Genomic DNA, 22,334 nt, shown 5'->3' with positions numbered 1-22,334 from the left:
AGGCCCGATCATGCGTCCAGCATTCCCGCTTGCGCTTCTCCTCGTTGCCCTGGCCCTGGTCCTGCCCGGCCAAGCCATCGCCGCCAACCGTCTGCCGACGAAAGCGGCCGTGTCCCGGGTGGTCGGCAAGCTCACCCGCTCCGGCAAGGTGCATGGCCTGGCGATCGGCTTTCTCGATACGACCGGCCGGGTCGTCTACGGCTTCGGCCACGGCGGCGAAGGCCGCCTTTCCCGTCCCCCGAACGGGCGCACGCTTTTCGAGATCGGCTCCATCACCAAGACCTTCACCGGCGAGATGCTGGCCCAGGCGATCATGGAAGGCCGGGTGCGCGCAACCGATCCCATACGGCTCTATTTGCCGCCCGGGATCATCACCAAGGAATCGCCGCTGTACTGGATAAGCTTCCTGGATCTGGCCACCCACACCTCGGGTCTGCCCGAAGCGCCGGACAACCTGCCCGGGAAAGATCCCCACAACCCCCTGGCCGGCTATTCGACGGCCAGGCTGCTGGACTACCTCAAAACGGCCAAGCTCATCGCGCCCATCGGCCGGGAGTTCCACTACAGCAATACCGGTGCGGGCTTAACCGGCTACCTGCTGGCCCGCCTGTGGGACACGGACTACGAGCGGCTGGTCAAAACACGGCTCTGCGATCCGCTTTTCATGCACGACACGACCATCACGCTTTCCAAGGATCAGGCGGCCCGCATGACCCACGGCCACGACACCGCGGGCAATATCCTGCCCAACTGGCAGGTGACGGGGCTCGAGGGAGCCGGGGCGTTTCGCTCCACGGCCAACGATCTGCTCGCCTATGCTGCAGCCGAAACCGGGATCACGCCCACGCCGCTTCTGCCGTCCATGAAACTGGCCCAGCTGCCGCGCAAGCACGTCAATTCGATTCCCACGCTCTATATCGGGCTTTTCTGGAACGTGATGAATTTCGGCGGTAAGGAATACGTGCTTCACGCCGGGCGCTCGGGCGGCTATTTCGCCTTGGTGCTCATGTCGCCCGAGGATCAGGCGGCGGTGGTGCTTCTGGCCGATACCGAAGGGGACTTGTCGGATTATGGCTGGAAACTCCTTTCCCTGCTCACAGGCAAGCAGCAGCCCTAGGCGCAGCGTCCCCGGCATTTTATTTGCATTACTCCCCGAGGCCGGGCACCGCGCCACAACCAGAGGGCCCCAGTCCCGGCCGCAAACCCGCTGCAACGAAATCATTGGAGGCACCATGGCGCAGGGCGCAACGGAAAACCTCGTCGGCATCGGCGGCGAACTGGCCGTTCTGAACCTAGAACAGGCCTGTCGTTACTATAAGAATTACCTTGATACGTTCCAGGTCGACGTCCCCATGGCCGTGTCCTTCATCAATCGGCTGTTGGCCGAATCCCAGAAGGACCTTTCCGACGAGGCGCGGCAACTCCTCGAAGAGGCCATCCGCTCGGCCGTGCAGCTCGAGCATTTCGACCCCAACATCCTCGGCATCGGCATCACGTCCGGCCTCACGCCCGGCGCGGAAACGCTGCAGAAAGTCCTCGAGGGCACCCATGTCGAACCGGGGCTGTACAATCAAATACGCCGGGCATCCTTCAAGTTTCAGGGCCGGGAGATCCGCTCCATCTGCACAAACGTCCTCGCCCGCCATCCCATGGCCGTCCAGTACGCCAACATGCTGCTGCATATGGATTTCTTCGACGGGCAACCACCATGCAAGGCCCTGGCCGGATTCCGGTGCCCAAAGGTGCTCCTGCCGCTGTGGCAAAAAAAACTCTTCAACCATTATGCGGGACTCGGCAACGACGCGGCCGCCCTGCCCCTGTGGGAACAGGTCAAAGGACAGGCGGACGACCCCTTCACCGTGAGCCGGGCGGCGGAAATGCTGCGCCGGGCCGGGGACATCGACGGGGCCATGGCCCTTTACGAACGGGCCTTTGCCCTCGATCCGCGGCAACGCCCCTACGCCCTGCGCCTGGACGCCTTGCGCCACCCCTTCCAACCTAACCACGACCTCGTGCACACCAAGCGCGTGTGCATCTATCTCTACAGCTTCAACAAGGCCAAAACCCTTGGCGAAACCCTGGAGAGCCTGTCGCACTGCGCCATAGGCCCGGCCCGCATCAAGGTGCTGCTGAACGGTTGCACCGATGACAGCCTGGCCGTCGCCCAAAAAGCCAGGGACCTTTTCCCGGACAACGAGGTGGAGATCATCACCCTCCCGGTCAACATCGGCGCGCCGGCGGCCCGCAACTGGCTGCTGGCCCAGCCGGCGACCCGGGAAAGCGACTACGTGGCCTTCCTCGACGACGACGTCTACCTGCAACCCGACTGGCTGGCCCACCTGCTGACCGTGGCCGAGTCCGATCCCCGCATCGGCAACGTCGGCTGCAAGGTCGTCTTCCCCGGACAGTACCGGCTGCTGCAATACCTCTACCGCCATGTGTCCCTGACCCACGAGGACGCCATCCGGGTAAGCCTGCCGACACCCTACCAGCAGTACGACATCGGCCTTTACGACGTGATCCGGGAAACCCGCGTGGTCATGGGCTGCCAGCACCTGCTGCGGGTGGCCTCGCTCGCCGACGCGCCGGCCTTCGACATCCGCTACTCGCCCTCGCAGATCGACGACACGGACCACGACCTGCAACTGTGTCTGGCCGGCTGGAAGGTCTTTTACTGCGGCACGGTGACCTGCGTGCATCGTCAGGAATCCGGCACCTCCATCCGCAGCAAGCTCAATCTGGCCAGCCAGGGCAGCATCATGGGCAACGACATCAAGTTCCATTACAAATGGTACGAACACAAAGACGCCCTGGCCGCCCTCGATTCGCTGAATTTACACAGTTAAAGGACAAGGTTGAGCAGTTGGCCGTCGTGGCGACCATCTCTTGACAAAACCGCTTCGCGTGCCAATATTTTTGGATGTAATCACACTATCCTATAGTGATGGGAGGTAGGATTATGTTCAAGAGTCTTTTGCCGCGTCTTCGGGAAAAATCCCTGGCCACCAAGCGGCCCATGAGCATGGCCGACTTGATGGAGGATTTCTGGAGCGAACCTTTTGGCGCATTGCCCAATCTCTTCAAGGACGTGGGCTACCCGGCCGTGGACGTCAGCGAAGCCGACGGCGTGGTGACGGTCAAGGCGGAGTTGCCCGGCATCGAGCCGAAGGACGTGGAAATCACCATTGAAAACGAAACGCTCGTGCTTCGCGGTGAAAAGAAGTTCGAGGACGAAGAAAAGAAGGACGACTACCACCGCATCGAACGCGCCTACGGCTCGTTTTCCCGTTGCGTGCCCCTGCCGGGCAAGGTGAAGGAAGCCGCGGCCAAGGCCCGCTTCGACAAGGGCGTGCTGACCATCACGTTGCCCCTGGATACGGCCGAGACCGCCAAGAAGATCACTATCGAAGGCTAGGCCTTTTTCCCCCAGCCAAACGCCGGGACCGAAAGGTCCCGGCGTTTTCGCGGTAAGAACCTGCCTATCGCCGGCACGTCCCCGCGTTGCCGTTTTCGATGGGCACGCGCCCCGTCGCTCTTTTTCCCGGGCTCCCCGCCGCCTTGCGTGGTCCCCACCGTGCCGTCAGCCGGGCTTCATGGGGCACCCTTCCCAGGCGACTCGGGGACTGGCCGCAAGCCGGAAGCGGTCGGAGCGGGAGACACCGGCCTTTTCTTTCTTTATAAATTTAGTTTTATCGGTATGTTACAAATTAAATAGCGTTCGTCGCGGATTTCCGGTTGACGTCGGGCCCCGCATTTGGCAGAAATCCTTCCTCGGCAACGGCGGCCGCCCCGCCGCTCCGGACCGGACAAAAAGATTGAGAAAAAGTTTGACAACCGGGCCGGATGCAAGTAGAAATACGGGTCTTTGAAACGAGGCGGCATAGCCAAGTGGTAAGGCAGAGGTCTGCAAAACCTCCATTCTCCGGTTCAAATCCGGATGCCGCCTCCACAGCCGATCATGAGCGGGAATAACTCAGTGGTAGAGTGCAACCTTGCCAAGGTTGAAGTCGCGGGTTCAAATCCCGTTTCCCGCTCCACTTCGTAATCCCGAGGGCCGGCCCCAAAGCCGGCCCTTTTTCTTTGCCAGCCTTCGGCTTTTGCGCTATTGGCGGCCTTCCAGACCAAACGGGAGCCATCGTGAGCCAAGAAGTCCCCCTTTCCGCACCCCTCGACGAGTTGCTCGACGCGGCCAAAGCCCGCTACGACGTCCGCTTCGAACCCGTGACCATCGGCGGCGTCACCTTGCAAATTCTCCAGATCGCCGACCTTGAGGCCCTGATCGACCGACTGGCGAAACGTGCCGGCGTCGGTCCCATCGAACTCCCGTACTGGGCCAAGATCTGGCCGGCCTCCATGCTGCTCGGACATTTCCTCACCCATCTGGACCCGGGGCAGGGCCGCACCCTGATCGAACTCGGCGCGGGGGTCGGCATCTGCGGTCTTTTCGCCGCCGCTAAGGGGTTTCACGCCCTCATTACCGATATCCACCCCGACGCCCTGCTTTTTTCCAGGATCAACATCCTCCACAACGGACTGGGTGACCGGGCGGACGTGGCCCGGGCCGATTTTTCCGCCGACCGGCTGGGACGGCGCTTCGACGTCATCCTGGGCTCGGAAGTGCTCTACCTGGAAAACACCTCCCGGGGGCTGCTCAAATTCCTGCTTGCCCACATCGGCACGGCCCCGGACGCGGAAGTCGTCCTGGCCAAGGATTTCACCCGCCGGGCCAGCAAGTTCCTGGGGCCGGCCGAAAAGGAATTCGAGGTGGCCGAACGCGTGATCGGCTACAAGGAAGAAGATCCCGAAAACGGCCAGCCCGAACGCAAGCTGTGCCAGGTCTACCGCATGCGCCCGCGCAAACGGATCTGACGCCGCGCATTTTCCCGGGACGCAACGCATATGGATAAAAGCCTTCTCGCCCGCACCGGCCTGACAGCAAGGCCCAAGGGCTACGTCCGCGACCAGGACAAGATCTGCCCCCCCAGCGAAACCGTGGCCCGGGCCAAGGCCGCCTTTTCGCGCCTTGGGACCGGGGTTCTGGCCGAAACCCGGCGCATCGACACCGGACGCCTCGGCATCCCGGTCTTCATGAGTCTTTGCGGCGAAACGGCCCGGGCCGTCATGCCCACCCGCAAACAGATGGGCAAGGGCGCTTCCCCCGAGCAGGCCGAAGCCTCGGCGCTCATGGAACTGGCCGAGCGGTTCAGCTTCTTCTCCTTCTGGGCCGATCCGAGCCGCTTCACCGAGGCGACCTGGTCCGAAGCCGAAGCCAGGTTCGGCAAGGCCTTGGCGCCGGTGGCGCTTCTCCGCCACAGCGTCGGCGAGGACATCGACGACGCGACGGCCCGCCGGGTGCTCGATCTCTACCCCTGGCGCTTCGCCCCGGCCCGGGACATCACCGCCGGACGCGATGTGGTCCTGCCCTTGGACTGGTTCAAAATGCTCAACGAATTCAACGGGTCCTCGGCCGGGAACTGCTTCGAGGAATCCGTGCTCCAGGGGGCCTGCGAGTTGGTGGAGCGCCACGTATGCGCGGTCGTCGACCGCGACCGCCCGACCCTGCCCACCATCGATACGGCCAGGATCGCCGACCCGGTGCTGGCCGGCCTGCTGGCCGCCTTCGCCCGGGAGGGAATCCGGGTGTGGCTCAAGGATTTCAGCCTTTCCATGCCCGTGCCGACGGTGGCCGCCATTGCCTACGATCCGGCCACCTTTCCCGACGCCTCGGAAATCGTTTTCACCGCCGGCACCGCCGCCTCGCCGGCCAAGGCCGCCATCCGGGCCTTAACCGAGGTGGCCCAGCTGGCCGGCGACTTCGAGACGGGCAGCAATTACGAGGCCTCGGGCCTGCCCAAGTTCGTGACCCTGGAGGAGGCCGGCTGGCTTTTTGCCGGGCCGCAAACCTCCCTGGACTGCCTGCCGCATCTCGAACGCGGCGACATCGCCGAGGAGCTGGCCGTCCTGGCTTCCGACCTCTCGGCCCTGGGGCATCCGCTTTTGACCGTGGACACCACCCACCCGGTCCTGGAGCTTGCCGCCAACTACAACATCGTGCCTGGCTTCGCCTTTCGCGAGCGCACGCCGAACGCGTCGCTCGGCCTTTTCACGGGTCGGCTTCTGGCCGAGCAGGCCCCGCCGCACATTGCCGCGCCGGGGCTGGCCAATCTGGCCGACATCTATCCCGGCGCGTCTTTTCTCCCCTTTTTCGAAGGCCTTTTCGCCCTGCGCCTGGGCGACCCCGAACAGGCGCTGCCCGCCTTCGCCCGGGCCGAGGAAATCCAGCCCGACGACGAGGACCGGGCCCTGGCCGCCTTTTACCAGGCCCATGCCCTGTCGCTTCTGGGACGGTTCGGCCCGGAGCTCGCCGCGCACCTCGACCGGGCCATCGCGCGCGCGCCGGCGGTCAAGGAATACTACAACCTGCGCGGCGTCAGTCGCTTCAAGGCCGGCGACTACGAGACGGCGGCGGCGGATTTCGAGGCCGCCCTGGCCCTGGACGCGGGCTCGGCCATGGACCTGGCCAACCTGGGGCTGTGCCAGGAACGGCTCGGCCGGCTGGATCTGGCCGCGCATCATCTGGGCGCGGCGTTGGCCCTCGACGGCGACATCGCGTTCGCCCGGGAAGCGCTCAATCGTATCGGTTCCGAACGCGATTTGCCGAACAATTGATGCAACATTGTGACTTATTACACAATTTTGTAATTAATAAACCCCTGTTTTTGGGAAAATCGTTGACAAGAACCTCTTTTGCTGCTTACTTTTAAAAAGTAACGCGGGAGCCGGATCGTCACACGGCGCCCTGACAAACACGACCCATCGGGCATCAAGGGTGCTCTGATTCATGGGTGAGGCCCCCCGCCACTCGGGGAGGCATTTGAATCCGCCCGGCCAATGGCTCACGACCCGGGCGCTTGTTTTATCAACCTGTAAGGAGGATGCGCATGGCAACTGTCGAGTACAAAGGCCACTCTTTCGAAGTCGACGAAGACGGCTTCCTGCAGAAGTTCGAGGACTGGACCCTTGATTGGGTTGACTACGTGAAGGACTCCGAGGGCATCAAGGAACTCACCCCGGAGCACAACAAGGTCATCGAATTTCTCCAGGACTACTACAAGAAAAATGGCATCGCCCCCATGGTCCGCATCCTGTCCAAAGTGACCGGGTTCAAGCTGAAGCACATCTATGAGCTGTTCCCGTCCGGACCGGGTAAAGGAGCCTGCAAAATGGCTGGCCTGCCCAAGCCCACCGGCTGCGTCTAGGCCACAGGTTCCTCGAGGAAGAAAGGCGGCGGGGCGACCCGTCGCCTTTTTTCGTCCGCGCGCATCCTCCCCGGCCCGCCCCGTCCGCATGGCGCGAAACATCACATTTCCCGCTGAGGACATCCCCCCCGACATCGCCATCGCCACGGGGCAAAAGGGCCGGCCCCCTTTCCAAGGACATCTCCCCGAAGCGCATGAGGACGCTCAATGACGCGATCCCCCAGGGCGCGCGTCATTGAGCGTCCTTCCCGCGCCGCCCCCTTGGTTCCCCGCCTTTCGAACGGTTCCCCAAAAGAGGGAGGACACTCTCCCAGACAACGCTTCAGACGCTAAAAGCTTGAGGAAGGGGAGAGCGCGAGAGGGGAGAACCCTTTCCTGAAAGGGTTTCCCCTCTCGCACCATCTTCTATTTCTTCGCCTTGGTCGTGGCCTTGGGCTTCGCCGTCACCTTGGCCTTGGGCTTTTTCTTCGGCTTGGGCTTTTTTTTCGGCAGCTTCCCTTCCTCGGCCAGCTTGAAGAGCTTGCGTTTCTTGGAGTCGAAGGTCAGGGCCGTCTTGATGGCGGCAAGGCCCAGGGCGGCGATGGTCAAAATGATGACCAGCCCCTTTTGCAGTTGCCATTTCTGCTGCTCCATCATGTTGGCCATCCACCCCTGGCCGGAACGCTGGAACAGATAGACGAAGACCGGCACCAGCACCAGCGACAGGCCGAGGCTCACCACTTCCATCCACATGAAGTTGCGGCCGAGCAGCATGCAGAAAAAAGTCGCGTCACGCACGATGCGAAGCGTGATGAGCCGGGTGCGCAGGGTGCGGATGCGCTCGTCGACCTCGGGCAGGTATTCCCGGCTTTTGTGGAAATTTTCCGCTTCGTCCATGGACGTGGTGCGCATCCAGTTGAGCTTGATGGCGCAGTAGTTGAAATCCCGATTAAACTCGCGCAAAAGGGCTGGAAACGGAAACCAGGCGGCCTCGCGCTGCACGGTTTTAAGTTCCTCGAACTGCCGGGCCTGGCTTTGCAGCATGGCCTTGATCTCGGCCTCGATCTTTTTTCGCACCGTCTCCTGGGTCTCGGCCACGCCGCCTTCCATCCGCTTGAAGGCCACGTAGTTTCCCTGCTTGCCGAGCTTGGTCAGGTCTTCGATGCGGGTCGCGGCCTCGGCCAGATAGGGCTCGTCCTCCAAAAAACGGTCCCGCACCGATTGCGACAGTTCCCCAAGTGCGCCAAGCAGCGCGGCGCCGCTGTCCTGTGCCTGCTTCCAGATGCGCCATAACGCGGCCAAAATATGCGGCCGGCCGCGCTCCAGTTCCGGGTCCACCATGACGCGGTTGAACATCGCCGGATCGCCGGCAAGCAGCTTGTTGAAAATCTGCATCCCCTGGTCGATAAAACCCATCTTCACCAGGCACACCCCCTGGCGGTAGACGGGTTCGAGCCATTTGGGGCACTCCTTGAGCGTGTCCCGGTACAGGGCGATGGCCTTGTGGCAGTCGCCCTGCGCCTCGAAGCAGCGGGCTTGCAGGCATAAAAAATAGCCGCGCTGCATGGCGTTGTAGCAAAGCCGCCCGGACTCCTGCCAATAATAGACCGCCTTGGTCCAATCCCCGGCCTCCATGGCCTGGAAGCCTTGCAAGGATTTGGGCTGGTAGGCCCGGGGATATTTTGTCAGGGCCTGGCCCATCTGGGTTTCGTAGTTCTCGGAGCTCCCGTCGCGGAGCGCGGTCAACGCCGCCCAGAAATAGTCCCCGTCCTTGGGGCCGAGCTGCGTCAACCCGGCCGGCATCTCCTTGCCCCGGCTGCGCCAGAGCATCTCCAGCATGCGCAATTGAAACGGCAGGTCGATCTCGAAGATGACCGACAACATGAGGTCCGGTTCCTCTTTCCCGCCAAGCCGCTTGGGCATCTCGGCCACGGGGTCGGCGGTGAGAGCCGTATCCAGCTTCTGGGAAATCGCCTCCAGCCGGTCCATGTTGACGTCGCCAAACCGTTCCCAGAGCTCAGGGCGTGGGGCGGTAAGGGCCTTGGAGGGACATTGCGCCGGCTTGTGGTTGTTGAGGCCGCAGTAGAAACAAATCGCCGCGTCGCCGCCGGACAGGCTGGCCGGCAGGGGCACAGCCAAGACTCCCTGGGGCTCGGACTCCGCGTCGGCGTCAAGAAGACTGACATTGCACCAGTCGTCGATGGACGCGCCGCGCGACAGTGCCCTGGCCTCGTGGATGGCGAACCCCTCCCCCAGGAGAAAAGCCGAGCGGTAGCTCATGTGGGGAAAATCCGGGGTCAGCCGGTCCCAGTCTAGGCCCAGGCGGCGCGGCAGGTCCTTGCCCATGGTGCGTCCCTTGGACGGCACGAGGGCCATGACGCTCGGCCAGTAATGTCCTTGCTCGCCTTCCTCCTTGAGGTGCATGATGCGTGAAAGGGTGTCGCGGTTCCAGTTCCGGAAACGGCGCAGTCCCGGAACCTCGAAGATGAGAAACCCCTCGTGGCGCACGAATTTGAGCCCCAGCCGCTCGACGATGTCGAGCAGTTCCCCGGCGATGTTCCGCCAGCCGTCGGCCGTATCGCGGCTCAGTGGATCGCCAAGGGGTTTCAGGACACCCAGCCAGCCGAGCCCCGATTCGTAGGACAAGGCCGTGTCGGCCTCGAGCAACTCGAAATGGATGCGGGCCAGGCCCGAAGCCGGCTTGGTCGGCGTACTCGAAAGGCCGGGGTTGGTGGCGAGTTGATTCTTGAGGTTGGGATGCAGCAGAATGTCCAGGGACTCCGCCGGTGTCACGTGCTGCCGGGAAAGCTCCACGGACAGCGACAGCGAGGTCTCGAACTTGGGGCTGATCAGCAGCGTGGCCGGAAACGCCTCCATGAAAACCGGCAAGGCGTTGACCCGGCCCCAGACATGGATGCGCCCCAAGGCCCGCAATCCCTCATCGCCGAGGAAAAACCACAATGCCTGCCCCGGGGCTCCGGCTATGCGGAAGCCACCGTGGTCGAGCAGCATGCTGTCGAAGCCCGGATCGAGCTGGCCGTCCCAGGCCACCCAGACGCCGATGCCGGTATGCACCATGCGGGTGGAGCCGACATGGGGCAGATGTTCCAGCAGGGCGGAAATGTAAAGCGTGGACAACGGCGCGTTTCTCCCTTATTTGGCGGCCATGGACATCTCAAAAACCATCGCTGAACTGAAGACCCTGCCCGGCTTTCTCGAAAAGGTCGGCATGGTACTCGTGCACAACGGCGTGGTCCGGGCCACGTCGCGCAAAGGCGCCCCCGTGGCCACGCTCGAGGTCAAGGTGGACCAGGACATGGTGGAACAATTCCGCCAGGAAGGCGAGGCCATGCCCGGCATGTTCCGGGTGCTGGTCGAAGCCAGAGCCGGCACCTTCGCCCCGGGCGACGACCTGCTTTTCATCGTGGCCGCCGGCGATATCCGGGAACACGTGCTGGCCAGCCTGACCTACACGCTGACGCACATCAAGGCCGAGGCCATCACCAAGACGGAAATCGCGCCTTAGGCTTAGGCAAGGGGGAAGAATGCGAGAGGGGAAACCCTTTGCAAAGGGTTCTCCCCTCTCGCGCTCTCCCTTTCCTAAACCTTTTCCCTTGTCGTGCCTCACAACGAGCCTTCCTTTTAAAGTCTTTTGAAAGGGGGTCCGGGGGAAAACTTTTCTTCAGAAAAGTTTTCCCCCGGCGGCTTTCTCCGCCACGGCCAGCACCCGGACCGCTTCTTCCGGCTTGTCGCGCTTGAGGCAGCCCCGGGCGTAGCACAGGGCCTTGCGTCGCAATTCCTTTTTTATGCAGTCTCTGTGCCAGGGTGTCAGGTCGCTGCGGCCGAGGAGTCCGGCCATGGAGCGGATGCGGAAAAGGTCCTGGCCCACGTAGATCGCCGAGAGTTGATCGGGCCGGCCGCCGTGACGCACGGCGAGCAGTTCGTCCAACAGCCCCACCGGATGACGGATGAGCGTGCGCAGCCACAGGTCGTAGTCCTCGCAGGCCGGCAGGCTTTCGTCGAAGCCGCCGAGCTCTTCCCAAAATTCCCGGGTGAACATGACCGTGGAGGGGCTGACCAGGCAACGGCCGAGCGCCTGCTCGAAAAAAAAGCCGTCCGGCTTGCCTTGGGCCTTGCCCGGATTGACCCGCCGGCCGCCGCGCATCCAGACCTCCTGGGTCTGGCTTATGGCCAGGTTGCGCTGACGCATACAGGCCAGTTGCCGCGTGGTTTTTTCGGGCAGCCACTCGTCGTCGGAATCAAGCAGCGCCAGATACTCGCCCCGGGCAGTGGCCAGCCCCCGGTTGCGCGCGGCCGACACCCCCCGCCCCGGGGCATGGCGCAGCACCCGCAGCCTGGGGTCGTCGATGGCCGCCAGCGCCGCCGGCGTGTCGTCGGTGGAGCCGTCGTCGACCACGATCACCTCAAGGACGGCGTGGGTCTGGGCCAGGGCCGAGGCCACGGCCCGAACCACCATGTCCGCCCGGTCCCGGGTGGGGATGATCACCGACACCAACGTCGCGTCTTCGCAAGAGCGTCCACCGTCCATGCCGGGACTCTACATTTCCCGTTCCCCCCTGCCAAGCCGCCCCTTTCCGGTTGCCCCCATCCCGGGCATACTGTCCCCCAAGGAGGCACTGCCATGACGCCCGTGCATGCCGATTTCTTCCGGGCCTACCGCCAGCAACTCGCCGTGCGCCCCGGAGAGACCGCCTTCCAGGTGGTGGTGGCCCAATCCGACCTGTTCATCGTGGCCGAGCGCCCCCTGGCCCGGGAAATCGGCACCTTCGTCTCCGAGCTGCGCCGGGAGCTAACGGCCTATATCCTCCTCCATCCGGATTTCCGCGAGAGCCTCACCCCGGTGCCGGTGGGCGACGACGCCCCGCCGCTCGCCCGGGACATGGCCGAAGCCGCCGCCCGGTTCGGCGTGGGGCCCATGGCCGCCGTGGCCGGAGCCCTGGGGCAGGCCGTATCCGAACACTTCGCGGAGCGTTCGCCCAACCTGCTGGTCGAAAACGGCGGGGATATTTATCTGCGCTCGAAGGTAGAACGCACGGTGGCGCTTTTGGCCAAACCCGTGGAAGGGGCGCGGCTGGCCCTGCGCTTCGCGCCAGGCGACCTGCCGGCGGCGGTATGCGCCTCCTCGGCCAAGGTCGGGCATTCCCTCAGCCTGGGACAGGCGGACATGGTGACGGTGGTGGCCGACCGGGGTGCCGTGGCCGACGCGGCGGCTACGGCGCTCGGCAACCTCCTGTCCGGCCAGGGCGATCTGGATGCGGTGCTGGCCGCAGCGGAAAGCCTGAAACGACGCGGCGTGCGCGGGGCCTTCGCCCAATGCGGGGAGATGGTCGGCATCGTCGGCAACGTCGAACTCGTCGCCATTGAGGCATGAGGAAGAAAATTGGGAGAGGAAGAATGCGAGAGGGGAAACCCTTTAAAAAGGGTTCTCCCCTCTCGCGCTCTCCCCTTCCTAAATTCTATAACTATTTTAATTTGTTACTTTAGCATCCTGTTACCATGAGAAGTCTTGGGAAAGGGGGTCCGGGGGGAAACCTTTCTTAGAAAGGTTTCCCCCCGGTTCCATTCCCCAAAAAACGAACGCCGGACAGAGACTGTCCGGCGTTCGCCCGGCCAATGGCGGCCTCCCCCTAGCTGGCTATAGCGGATATGGCGACCGGCTGCCTGGCAGCCTGGAGGGCGCGCCGTAATGTCGAGGGGGTGATATCAGGCATGGATGCTCTCGATGGTGCGCTCCAACTCCCGGCCAAGGGGCGTGCGCAGGGACAGATGGCGTTCGACGTTGGTAATGCCCTTGACCACGGTCGAATGGCGGCGATTGAACCGGTTGCCGATGTCGGCAAGGGACAGGTCCGTGTGCTGGCGGGCCAGCAGAAAAGCCGTATTGCGGGCCAGAACGTACTGGCGCTTGCGGGACTTGGAAACGAGCTGTTCGGGCGAAAGCCGGTAGACGTCGCAGACATAGGACACGATGTCGTCGAGGTTAAGCGGCCGGGCCGAGATATCGTAGTGCCTGAGCACGTCCCAGGCCAGGTCCACGGAAATGCCGCAGTTGAGAAGCCTGGCCTTGAGCGCCAGGTTTTGCAGGCAGCTTTCGAGCTGGCGCACGTCGGCGCTCAGCCGGTCGGCCAGAAGCATGGACACGTCGTCGGGCAAAAGCACCTGGTGCACGGCGGCCTTACGCTCGAGGATACGCTTGCGCATTTCCCGGTCCGGCTTGTCGATGACAGCCAGGAAGCCGGAGCCGATGCGCGAAAGCAGCTGGGCATCGAGGCCGGTCAGGTCCTTGGGTAAAAACGAGCTGGTGAAAACCAGCCGGCAGCCCCGGGACTGGAGCGCCTTGAGGGTATTGAGCAGCTCGTCCTGAATGCGCGGCTTGTCGCGGAAGAAATGGATATCCTCCAAAAGCAGCACGTCGACATTTTCCCGAAACGCGGCCTTGAATCGCTCCACCTGCTTGGTCTTGAGCGCCATGACCAGCCGGTTGGCGAACTCCTCGGCCGAAAGGTAGGCCACGCGGAGCTTTTTCTTCTCCTGGCCGCCGCCAAAGCTCAACTGCCGGCCCATGGCCTGGATAAGGTGGGTTTTGCCCAGGCCCGGGGCGGAACTGATGAAAAGCTGCTCGGCCGAAAGCGTCAGATCGCAAATACCCCGGCTGGCCACGTAGGCCAGTTCGTTGCAGGGACCGACCACGAACTCGTCATAGCTGAAGCGGAAACGGTCTTCGCCCAGATCCGGCGCCTTGGGCGTCATGGGCAATGTCAGGGCCTTGGCGGCCCGCATGGGCCTGGGCCCCGGAGGGGCGCTCGCGGCTACGGCGCCGTTCTTGGCGATTTTTCCTTCGGTCACCACGACGCGGGGCCGGGAGCCCATCACCACGGCGGCGGCCTCGGCCACGGCATCGGCCAGCCGTTCCCGCACCCAGGCCGCCACGAAGGCGTTGGGCGCGGTCAATTCCAAAACGCCGTTGCGGGCCCGGGCCGCCAGCGGCTTGATCCAGAGGTTGTAGAGTCCGGGACTGAGAGTCTTTTCGAGAAGCATTTTGGTTTTGGGCCAGATCGTATCCATGCGGGCACCCTACGGACGGCGGACCAGGGGGCAAAGGCTGATTAGAGGCCGCTTTCAGGGGCCGCCCCCCTGGATTCTCTACAGCGCAACCAACCGGAATCATAGGACGTCTCCGTAGAGCCAGTAGCGACGGGGACTTTCGGCCCCGGCCGCGAGGCCCCGCCGGACAAGGGTTTTCGGAGTCCGCCGGTCATTTTGCACATTTGTGAACGGGTTTTCCACAACACCATTTTACAATATCTCCATTTTCCTCAATCAACATTTATTTTTTTCGTTCTCAAACCGGTGTTTTTTGGGTTGACCACGGGAAAAGCCGCTTGGCCCCTGCCGATACGCGCCATGCCGCCCCGAACCAGTCACGAACATGTCACGAACAACATTGCAAATTCATTGGTAAAAAAAATATATACCGCAATGTATACGTGTTACGCATAAAAAAAGTAAAAAACCCGTCACCGAAGTGGCGGGTTTGAAATACGCGCAAAAGAGTCGAAAATCAGACGTTAGACTGGAATATTTGGCTTGACGTCCCGTACGGGATAGCGGCCGCAGCTGAAACGCACATCTTCCGGACAATAGCCGAGCCTTTCACAACGCGCGCCGGCCGTGGCGAAGACCACCGGCAGCGCTTCCCGGCACAGCGCGAGCATCCGCCCGGCCATGGCCCGGATCTCCCACTGGGCGCGCATGCAGCAGCGCAACTCGAAGAAATGGAGGAGCGACCGGCAATTCATGGTGGCGACGACCTTGGTTTCGCAGGCGTTGGGCAACACGAACCGGGAGTCCTCGTTGGCCTTGGCCCCCCGGCCGTGGGCTTGCAGGATGGCCTGCAAATCGGCGTAGGCTTCCCCGGCCGCAGCCATGGCCGCCTCGAAACGCTCCCTGGCCTCGGGCACGGCGGCAATTTGCGGCGGCAGCACGTAATCGAAACCGGCCGCGTCCACGTAACGCTGGGACTGCTGGGAATAGCTCGCGAGGCGATGGCGCACGAGCTGGTGGGAAAGCGCCCGGGACACGCCGGCGATAGCGAAGGTGAAGGAGACGTGCTCAATGGGCGATTCATGGCCCGAGGCCAGGATGCGGGCGACGAAATCGGCCTGCTTTTCCTGGGCGATCTCGCCGGCGAGAAGGCGCGGCCACATGTCCGCCACATACCCGTCGTGATAGCACTGGCGAAAGGCCGCGTAGATGAGCGAGAGGGCATCGGGGGTATGGGCAAGCAGGGTGACGGCAAGCTTCGTTGCGGGCATGTCAGTCGAGCATTCCTTGTTTGACGTGGGCGTAGGCCTTGGCGGTGGCCACCCGGCCGCGCGACGTGCGCTTTATGAGTCCGCACTGGATGAGGTAGGGCTCGTAGATCTCCTCGATGGTGCGGACCTCTTCGCTTAAGGCCACGGCCAGGGTCTTGACCCCGACCGGGCCGCCCTCGTAGTGGCGGATGATGGTCGTGAGAATCTTGCGGTCCATCTGGTCCAGGCCGTGCGGGTCCACGTCCAGGCGGGCCAGGGCCTCGCAGGCGAGCGTCTCGTCCAGGGTGGACGCGCCGGCCACCACCGCGAAATCGCGCAGCCGGCGCAACAGCCGGTTGGCGATGCGCGGCGTGCCCCGGGATCGCTGGCCGACGACCAGCGCCCCGCCCGGCGTCACGCCGATGCCGAGGATGCCGGCCGAGCGGGTCACGATGCGGGCCAATTCCTCGGGGCTGTAAAATTCCAGGCGAAAAATCACGCCGAACCGATCGCGCAGGGGCGAGGTCAAAAGCCCCAGGCGCGTGGTGGCCCCGACCAGAGTGAAGGGCTCGAGGTCGATGCGCACGGTGCGCGCCCCGGGGCCCTGGCCTATAATAAGGTCGAGCTTGAAATCCTCCATGGCCGGATAGAGGATTTCCTCCACCGCCGGGGGCATGCGGTGGATTTCGTCGATAAAAAGGAGGTCACCGCGCCGCAGATTGGTGACGATGGCGGCCAGGTCGCCGCAACGTTCGAGCACCGGTCCGGTGGTGGTCACCAGATTGACGCCGAGCTCCGAGGCCATGATCTGGGCCAGGGTGGTCTTGCCGAGCCCGGGCGGACCGTAGAGCAGGCAGTGGTCCAGCGCCCGGCCCTGCTCCATGGCGGCGTGCAAAAATACGCGCAGATTGGCCCGCAGGTCGTTTTGGCCGATAAATTCGGCCAGTTTCGAGGGGCGGATGGAATCGTCCGGGCCGGCCGGTGCGGCGGTCTGGCCCAACGTGTCGCAATCGTTTGTCATGTCTTTTCGGAAGCCAGGCGTTTGAGGGCCTGGCGCAAGGTGCCGGCCACGTCGAGATCGGGCTCGTCGTCAAGCACGGTCGTACCCACGCGTCTGGCGTCGGCCTCAGGATAGCCGAGATTGGTCAGTCCCGCCACCACATCGGCCAGCACCCCGCCGCCGGGGATGGGGGCCAGGGCGGCGGCCGTGGCGGCCCGGCCCTCGAACTTGTAGGTCAGCTCGATCAGGATGCGCTGGGCGCTTTTCTTGCCGATGCCGGACACCTGGGTCAGGGCGTCCAGGTCGCCCGTGGCCACGATGCGGGACAGATCGTCGGCGGTATAGCGCGACAGGATGGCCAGGGCGGTCTTGGGGCCGAGCTTGGTGATGCCGATGAGGATGCGAAAGGTTTCCCGGTCTTCGAGGGTGGCGAAGCCGAAGAGTTCGAAGGCGTCCTCGCGCACCACCGTGTGCACGAAAAGGGACGCCTGGCCGCCCGGGGCCGGCAGCGAAGCCGCCACGGGGTCCGGCAGTTCCAATTCATAGCCGACGCCGCCCGGGGTCAGCACGATGGCGTACCGGTCCCGGCGCACCACCACCCGTCCTTCGATATAACCGATCATCGCGCCTCGCACAGGCGCGTCAGCCGCCTCTGGTTCAGGTGACACACGGCCGCGGCCAAGGCGTCGGTCGCGTCCACGGCGAAAGTTTCCCGACATGCCAACACCCTGCCCACCATGAAGGCCACCTGGGATTTTTCGGCCCGGCCGGTGCCGACAAGGCTTTTTTTAATGATGGTCGGTTCGTAGGAAAAAACCGGCAACCCGGCCACGGAACAGGCGGCCAGGGCCGCGCCCCGCGCCTGGCCGAGTTTGAGGGCCGTTGCGGCGTTTTTGGACATGAACACGTTTTCAACCGCCGCCTCGACCGGGGCATGCTGGCCGATCAGCTTGGCAACAGAGGTATAGATGATGCCCAGGCGTCGGCAGAAATCCGTTTCCGCGCCGGTGCGCACCACGCCCGCGGCCACAAGCTCCAGCACGCCCGAACGTTCGCGCACGAAACCATAGCCCGTGATCCTGGAGCCGGGATCGATTCCCAGCACGACAAGCTCCGTCCCGGATTGCATACCGCTTTTGCGCCCCCTGCCCCGCCTGCCGTTTTCCTACCCTTCCCCGTCGATCACAACCAGCGGAAAATGCCCGAGGAAACGCCCGGGCAGCCAAAGGGCCGTCACACCGGATTCCCGCCTTGAAGGAAATCCCCCGGCAATTCGGATTATCGCACCCCTCGCATCCCCCATCAAAGGGGGCCGGGGGGAATTATTCCCCCCGGTAGGGAGGGTCCGGGAGGGGCAACGCCCCTCCCGGGGCTTCGTTTACACCAGCAGTTCGTCGGGCAGGTCGCCGTTGGTGTGGACTTTCTGCACGTCGTCGTTGTCTTCGAGCATGTCGATAAGCTTTAAAAGCTTCTGGCCGTTTTCCTCGTCCAGGGCCACGGTGTTGGACGGCAGCATGGACACTTCGGCGTCATCGGTGGTCATGCCGGCCGCCTCGAACGCGCCGCTTAGGGCATCGAAGTCCTCGGGGGCGCAATGCACCTCCCAGACGTCATCCTCGTCGGCGATGTCCTCGGCCCCGTGCTCCAGGGCCACTTCCATGAGCTGCTCCTCGGTAAAGGACTCCTTGGGGAAGGAGAAGACGCCTTTCTTGGCGAACATCCAGCCCACGCAGCCGGCCTCGCCCATGGCCCCGCCGCCCTTGGAGAGCAGGTGGCGCACGTCGGCCACAGTGCGGTTGCGGTTGTCGGTGGCGGCCTCGATGAGGAGGGCCACGCCGCCGGGCCCGTAGCCTTCGTAGAGGACCTCTTCGAGGCTCTCGCCGACCAGCTCGCCCGTGCCCTTCTTGATGGCCTGTTCGATCTTGTCCTTGGGCAGGTTGACGGCCTTGGCCGCGGCGATAGCCGATTTGAGGCGGTTATTGAGCGCCGTATCCGCGCCGCCGGCCTTGGCCGCAAGCATGAGTTCCTTGGTCACCTTGGTGAAAAACTTGCTCTTCTTGGCATCCTGGACCGACTTGTGGGCCTGGATATTATGCCATTTACTATGTCCGGACATCATGCCTCCTCGATATCCCTGGCGCACCGGGTCGCCCCGGCCGCCCTTCTGTCATTGTCTTTACGTTTTCGATCCACCCTCGGCCACCGCGTCATCCGGCGGCAAGGGCGGGGGGTCGGGATCGGGAAGCTCCGGAACAGGCGGGCGAAATCCCGTGGCCACGTAAAATATTTCCTTGCTTTCGGCCCGGGAGCTCTTGGGCTTGGCCACGCGGACCTTGTCGAAATAGTCCCGAAGCCCCTTCTGAAAGGCCGGGGCGTCCGGCCCCTGAAAAATCTTGACCACGAAGGCACCGCCGGGCTTGAGCCGCTCAAAGGCCACGGAAAGCGCCGCCTCGCACAACTCCAGGGAGCGGGCCTGATCCGCGAACTTGACCCCGGTGGTCTTGGGGGCCATGTCGGATAGCAACACGTCGAAAGGGCCAAGGCGCATGAAGGCCGCGACGATCTCCGGCCCGGGATCGAGCATGTCCCCGATCATGTAGGTGACGTTGCCGGGAAAGGCCGTTGCGGCGTCATTGAGGTCGATGGCGAGCACCCGGCCCTCTTCCCCCACGCGGGAAGCGGCGAAAAGCGTCCAGGAGCCGGGGCATGCCCCAAGGTCGAGCACCGACGCGCCAGGAAACAACAGGCGCGACTGCTTTTCGATCTCCTCAAGCTTGTAGACCGATCGCGCGGGATAGTTATCCTGCTTGGCCTTCTTGAAATAATGGTCGCGGTACGTTTTCATGGCGGGTGCCCCGGATACCGTTATCCGAAACAGGTTTCAAGGGAAAGTCGCCCGGACGGGGCGCGGCGGAAGGGGAAAGCCCCCCTTGCCCCTCACCGAAACAGCCTTATTTCCCAGTATATTGCGGTAAAAAGGACCCGAGACATGCCGGTCATCGACCACCCGACGATTTTGCGCGCCCTCAGCTGGGCCTGGGACCGGGCCGCCCGGGGGCTTCCCGGCCAGGAATCGGCCCACGCCCTGGCCGCGCGCCACATGGACCCGGAGGTGCCGCTTGGGGCACGGCTGCAAAAAATCATCGCCGGGCACAAACGCAAGGCGGCCCTTTCGGGCTTTGTCACCAATGCCGCCGGGCTGGCCCTTTTGCCGGCGACGCTGCCCGTCAATCTGGCCGGCACGATTTTTCTGCAACTGCGCATGGTCCAGGCCATGGCCATCGTCTGCGGCCACGATCTGACCGACACGCGGGTGCGGGCGCTTTGCGGCCTGTGCCTGTGCGGGGCCAAGGCGGCCGAGGTGGCGGGCGCCGCCGGAGCGCGCCTTGGCGGCAGGCTGACGGCGGACATGCTGGCCCAGCTTGGCGGCGAGACGGCCGGCCGCATCAACACGTTGGTGGGGCTGCGGCTGCTGGCCCGGCTCGGGGACGCGGGCACGGCCGGGGTAGGCCGCATCGTCCCGCTGGTTGGCGGCCTGGTCGGCGCGGCCTGGGACGCCTCGGTCACGGCCGGCATCGGCAAGGCGGCCATGACCTTGCTGCCGACCGTTGCGGCGCCAGACGGTCAGCCTTTTTGCGGCAGCCGCCAGGACGGGTCGTAATAGCCCTGCCTTGGCCGACGGGAGAGACTGCCGTGCAGTCCCCGGCGGATAAAAAAAAGCAATCGCCGGGTGAATTTGGCGGCCCAGGCATCGCAGGCCCTGTCCTGGCGAATGCGTTCGACAATGGTCGCCGCATCCGGCGGCACGCCCTCGCGCTTGGCGACGCGACGGCGCAGGGCGTAATGCCCCAGTTCATCGGCCAGCACCATGATCTTGCGAAAGTTCCGCACCGAGCGGTTCACATAAATATGGTAGCGGTCGTCACGATACAGCAAAAATCCCCAGCTATCGATATCGTCGACCTCGGTGACCACGAGATCCTCGCGTTTTTCCGCCAAGTCCACAAGCCTGGCCAAGAGTCCGGCCATAGGGTGCTCCTTCGCCCATCCGGGACGGATCGGCACTTTCAACAATAACGCCTTGGCGGAAAGCGTCAAGACGGCGCGGCGGTTGCGGCCCGGGGCGGCGGATGGTAAACATATGTACGGCATGGAAGCGCTGGGGCAGTATCCAGGCCTGGACGTTACAATGGCGCTGATCGAATTCAAACGCTGTCCGCATTGCGGCAAACCCACCTGGCAGGAATTCATCCCCCAGGCCCCTCCCGCCCTATCCTACTGGCGCTGCCGGGATTGCGGCGACCGTCGCGACGCCCGGCGCATCCGCGTGGGCGACAGCGCGCTTTTAAACCATGGCCGCATCCAGACCGAACACCTGTGCGCCGACGTGCTGATCATCGACATCAGCCGGCGCGGCACCCGGGTACGCAGCGACGAGGATGTGCCAATCACGGTGCACATGGGCCAGCGGGTGCTCTTTAATCCGCAACTCCAGCCGTGCGGCGAGCTGGCCCACTATCAGCCGGGCCTCGTGCGCTGGATTCGGGACATGGAATTCGGCATCTGCTTCGAGCACCCGTTGTCGCTTTCCACCTGCGACATCACGCGCATCGTCAAAAACTGACCCATCCTTCGCAAGACCTGCGACGTGGCAAGCGCCCGAGGGCCAACGGCGTTGCGCACGGGCCATCATACGGGTATGCTGGCGACGCGGCATTTTTCCCATAAGCCCATGCCGCGAAGGAAGGTCCGATCCAGCCCATGCAGGACTATGAAAAAATACGCCATGCGGTAAAGACCGGGGACAAGATCATGGAACTGGCGGCTTCCCTGGGCCTGGACCCGGCACGCAACACGGTCAAGGACCTGGCGGACATGCTGCTGCAAAACGCCCTGGCCCAAGGCTACGAGAAGACCCCGCCCAACGCGTAGTTGCGTCCCTAAAAATAACCATTCAAATGTGTTGCCATCGCTTTTGCTGGCAATCCCGTCGCAGGCGCATACAAGACACACCGCGCTCTCCGGCTCTCGTTTCCCGGACCCGGGGCCACGACAAAGGCCCGGCGCTTGCACGCCGGGCCTTTGTTTCCGATCGCCGCTTCGGGCGAAGCGGCCGAAGCGAGGCGTGCGAAAAAAATCAGACTTCCAGGTCGATGAGGACCGGGCCGAGAACGTTGCCCATGGGACGGGACAGGAATTCCTCGCGCTTGATCTCCTTGCCGTCATAGAGCATGCTTTCGATGTGAATGACCTTTTGCATCCAGATGTTGTTCTCGATGGTCTTTGGAATGTCCGTTTCAATGATCCGCGCCGTGATCTTGTCAATGTCGATTTCCTCGACATCACTGAAGGAATACGTATGAATGTATTCCTCGTTATAACCGAAACAATATAATAAATTATTTTTCACGAACGGCTGAAAGATCTTCTTGGCCGGATGACTCTTGACTTCGCAGTTGATCTTGTTCAGACTAACCCGAAGTTTTTCTCTTTCATTGACAATGATATAGACAACGGGACGGTTGCTTTCCAGCAAGTCCTCGCCGGAGGAATGCAGATTGTTGTCGGCCCCATGGAAGATATAATCGATATAGCGTTCCCGGTTGGCCTCCCTGGCCTCACGGACCATTTCCTTCTCGATGTAGGAATAGAAAATGCGCTGACCGAAACCCTTGATCTCAATGTTGAACTTCATCCTCTGCCTCCTCGGCACATTCCATGGTGTTCCGGCCCTTTCCGGGAAACGGCCCCAGTCCTTCCGGCCCGGCTATCGTACTGATC

Annotated in this window: 22 protein-coding genes and 2 tRNA genes; 13 read left to right on the top strand and 11 right to left on the bottom strand. The window is 63.3% G+C overall.

Annotated elements, in window-relative coordinates; all coding sequences use genetic code 11:
* Nucleotides 1-10 precede the first annotated feature (10 nt).
* The 8 genes from ACMZ6R_RS07130 to ACMZ6R_RS07095 all read left to right on the top strand — a co-directional run bounded on the left by ACMZ6R_RS07130 (nucleotide 11) and on the right by ACMZ6R_RS07095 (nucleotide 7,259).
* Nucleotides 11-1,117: a serine hydrolase domain-containing protein gene (locus ACMZ6R_RS07130; protein ID WP_416110223.1), complete on the top strand. Its 1,107-nt coding sequence runs from the start codon at nucleotides 11-13 to the stop codon at nucleotides 1,115-1,117.
* 115 nt (nucleotides 1,118-1,232) lie between these two features.
* A complete protein-coding gene (locus ACMZ6R_RS07125) occupies nucleotides 1,233-2,846 on the top strand; it encodes a glycosyltransferase (protein WP_416110222.1) in 1,614 nt (537 codons plus the stop codon).
* 113 nt (nucleotides 2,847-2,959) lie between these two features.
* The gene (locus ACMZ6R_RS07120; RefSeq protein WP_416110221.1) at nucleotides 2,960-3,415 is read left to right on the top strand and encodes an Hsp20/alpha crystallin family protein; all 456 of its coding nucleotides are present in this window, start codon (nucleotides 2,960-2,962) and stop codon (nucleotides 3,413-3,415) included.
* Between the two features lie 459 nt (nucleotides 3,416-3,874).
* Nucleotides 3,875-3,949, top strand: a tRNA-Cys gene (locus tag ACMZ6R_RS07115).
* A 13-nt stretch (nucleotides 3,950-3,962) separates the two neighbouring features.
* Nucleotides 3,963-4,037: transfer RNA gene (locus tag ACMZ6R_RS07110), tRNA-Gly, on the top strand.
* A 100-nt stretch (nucleotides 4,038-4,137) separates the two neighbouring features.
* Nucleotides 4,138-4,869 (top strand): class I SAM-dependent methyltransferase, encoded by a 732-nt coding sequence (locus ACMZ6R_RS07105; protein ID WP_416110220.1) that lies wholly within the window; start codon nucleotides 4,138-4,140, stop codon nucleotides 4,867-4,869.
* A 30-nt stretch (nucleotides 4,870-4,899) separates the two neighbouring features.
* Nucleotides 4,900-6,669 (top strand): YcaO-like family protein, encoded by a 1,770-nt coding sequence (locus ACMZ6R_RS07100; protein ID WP_416110219.1) that lies wholly within the window; start codon nucleotides 4,900-4,902, stop codon nucleotides 6,667-6,669.
* 272 nt (nucleotides 6,670-6,941) lie between these two features.
* Nucleotides 6,942-7,259 carry a TusE/DsrC/DsvC family sulfur relay protein gene (locus ACMZ6R_RS07095; protein ID WP_416110218.1) on the top strand — a complete coding sequence of 106 codons (318 nt, stop codon included), beginning with the start codon at nucleotides 6,942-6,944 and terminating at the stop codon, nucleotides 7,257-7,259.
* 405 nt (nucleotides 7,260-7,664) lie between these two features.
* Here ACMZ6R_RS07095 and ACMZ6R_RS07090 read toward each other — a convergent pair whose 3' ends face one another.
* On the bottom strand, nucleotides 7,665-10,376 hold the full coding sequence (locus ACMZ6R_RS07090; RefSeq protein WP_416110217.1) for a tetratricopeptide repeat protein: 2,712 nt from the start codon (nucleotides 10,374-10,376) through the stop codon (nucleotides 7,665-7,667).
* Nucleotides 10,377-10,404: 28 nt separating this feature from the next.
* On the opposite strand from ACMZ6R_RS07090, the gene ACMZ6R_RS07085 reads away from it, so the two are divergent.
* On the top strand, nucleotides 10,405-10,764 hold the full coding sequence (locus ACMZ6R_RS07085; protein WP_416110216.1) for a molybdenum cofactor biosynthesis protein MoaE: 360 nt from the start codon (nucleotides 10,405-10,407) through the stop codon (nucleotides 10,762-10,764).
* Between the two features lie 156 nt (nucleotides 10,765-10,920).
* Here ACMZ6R_RS07085 and ACMZ6R_RS07080 read toward each other — a convergent pair whose 3' ends face one another.
* Nucleotides 10,921-11,787, bottom strand: coding sequence for a glycosyltransferase family 2 protein (locus tag ACMZ6R_RS07080; RefSeq protein WP_416110215.1), 867 nt, complete (start codon nucleotides 11,785-11,787; stop codon nucleotides 10,921-10,923).
* A gap of 93 nt (nucleotides 11,788-11,880) precedes the next feature.
* Between ACMZ6R_RS07080 and ACMZ6R_RS07075 the strand changes: the two genes are divergently transcribed.
* Entirely contained in the window at nucleotides 11,881-12,630 is a 750-nt protein-coding gene (locus ACMZ6R_RS07075) for a UPF0280 family protein (protein ID WP_416110214.1), read from the top strand.
* 332 nt (nucleotides 12,631-12,962) lie between these two features.
* On the opposite strand, the gene ACMZ6R_RS07070 is transcribed toward ACMZ6R_RS07075, so the two are convergent.
* The 7 genes from ACMZ6R_RS07070 to ACMZ6R_RS07040 form a co-directional block, all read right to left on the bottom strand.
* The gene (locus ACMZ6R_RS07070; RefSeq protein ID WP_416110213.1) at nucleotides 12,963-14,324 is read right to left on the bottom strand and encodes a chromosomal replication initiator protein DnaA; all 1,362 of its coding nucleotides are present in this window, start codon (nucleotides 14,322-14,324) and stop codon (nucleotides 12,963-12,965) included.
* 503 nt (nucleotides 14,325-14,827) lie between these two features.
* The gene (gene thyX / locus ACMZ6R_RS07065) at nucleotides 14,828-15,574 is read right to left on the bottom strand and encodes an FAD-dependent thymidylate synthase (protein ID WP_416110212.1); all 747 of its coding nucleotides are present in this window, start codon (nucleotides 15,572-15,574) and stop codon (nucleotides 14,828-14,830) included.
* A gap of 1 nt (nucleotide 15,575) precedes the next feature.
* Nucleotides 15,576-16,574, bottom strand: a complete 999-nt coding sequence (ruvB, locus tag ACMZ6R_RS07060; protein ID WP_416110211.1) for a Holliday junction branch migration DNA helicase RuvB — start codon at nucleotides 16,572-16,574, stop codon at nucleotides 15,576-15,578.
* Entirely contained in the window at nucleotides 16,571-17,176 is a 606-nt protein-coding gene (gene ruvA / locus ACMZ6R_RS07055) for a Holliday junction branch migration protein RuvA (RefSeq protein ID WP_416110210.1), read from the bottom strand. The genes ruvB and ruvA overlap by 4 nt, the downstream gene beginning before the upstream one ends.
* Nucleotides 17,173-17,682, bottom strand: a complete 510-nt coding sequence (gene ruvC / locus ACMZ6R_RS07050) for a crossover junction endodeoxyribonuclease RuvC (protein ID WP_416110209.1) — start codon at nucleotides 17,680-17,682, stop codon at nucleotides 17,173-17,175. Before ruvC ends, ruvA begins: the two co-directional genes overlap by 4 nt.
* 249 nt (nucleotides 17,683-17,931) lie before the next feature.
* Entirely contained in the window at nucleotides 17,932-18,669 is a 738-nt protein-coding gene (locus ACMZ6R_RS07045) for a YebC/PmpR family DNA-binding transcriptional regulator (protein WP_416110208.1), read from the bottom strand.
* A 60-nt stretch (nucleotides 18,670-18,729) separates the two neighbouring features.
* Nucleotides 18,730-19,398, bottom strand: a complete 669-nt coding sequence (locus tag ACMZ6R_RS07040) for an RlmE family RNA methyltransferase (protein WP_416110207.1) — start codon at nucleotides 19,396-19,398, stop codon at nucleotides 18,730-18,732.
* A 144-nt stretch (nucleotides 19,399-19,542) separates the two neighbouring features.
* Here ACMZ6R_RS07040 and ACMZ6R_RS07035 point away from each other — a divergent pair, with 144 nt between their 5' ends.
* On the top strand, nucleotides 19,543-20,214 hold the full coding sequence (locus tag ACMZ6R_RS07035) for an EcsC family protein (RefSeq protein ID WP_416110206.1): 672 nt from the start codon (nucleotides 19,543-19,545) through the stop codon (nucleotides 20,212-20,214).
* Here the strand turns inward: ACMZ6R_RS07035 and ACMZ6R_RS07030 are convergent.
* Nucleotides 20,178-20,582, bottom strand: coding sequence for an ImmA/IrrE family metallo-endopeptidase (locus ACMZ6R_RS07030; protein ID WP_416110205.1), 405 nt, complete (start codon nucleotides 20,580-20,582; stop codon nucleotides 20,178-20,180). The genes ACMZ6R_RS07035 and ACMZ6R_RS07030 overlap by 37 nt on opposite strands.
* 112 nt (nucleotides 20,583-20,694) lie before the next feature.
* On the opposite strand from ACMZ6R_RS07030, the gene ACMZ6R_RS07025 reads away from it, so the two are divergent.
* Nucleotides 20,695-21,177: a PilZ domain-containing protein gene (locus tag ACMZ6R_RS07025; protein ID WP_416110204.1), complete on the top strand. Its 483-nt coding sequence runs from the start codon at nucleotides 20,695-20,697 to the stop codon at nucleotides 21,175-21,177.
* Nucleotides 21,178-21,314: 137 nt separating this feature from the next.
* Nucleotides 21,315-21,485: a hypothetical protein gene (locus tag ACMZ6R_RS07020; RefSeq protein ID WP_416110203.1), complete on the top strand. Its 171-nt coding sequence runs from the start codon at nucleotides 21,315-21,317 to the stop codon at nucleotides 21,483-21,485.
* Nucleotides 21,486-21,690: 205 nt separating this feature from the next.
* Here the strand turns inward: ACMZ6R_RS07020 and ACMZ6R_RS07015 are convergent, their stop codons facing one another.
* The gene (locus ACMZ6R_RS07015; RefSeq protein ID WP_416110202.1) at nucleotides 21,691-22,248 is read right to left on the bottom strand and encodes a hypothetical protein; all 558 of its coding nucleotides are present in this window, start codon (nucleotides 22,246-22,248) and stop codon (nucleotides 21,691-21,693) included.
* Nucleotides 22,249-22,334 lie beyond the last annotated feature (86 nt).

Origin of the sequence: Solidesulfovibrio sp. C21, from assembly GCF_047785625.1 — a bacterium.
GTDB lineage: Bacteria > Desulfobacterota > Desulfovibrionia > Desulfovibrionales > Desulfovibrionaceae > Solidesulfovibrio.
This window is presented reverse-complemented; position numbering and strand designations above follow the sequence as displayed.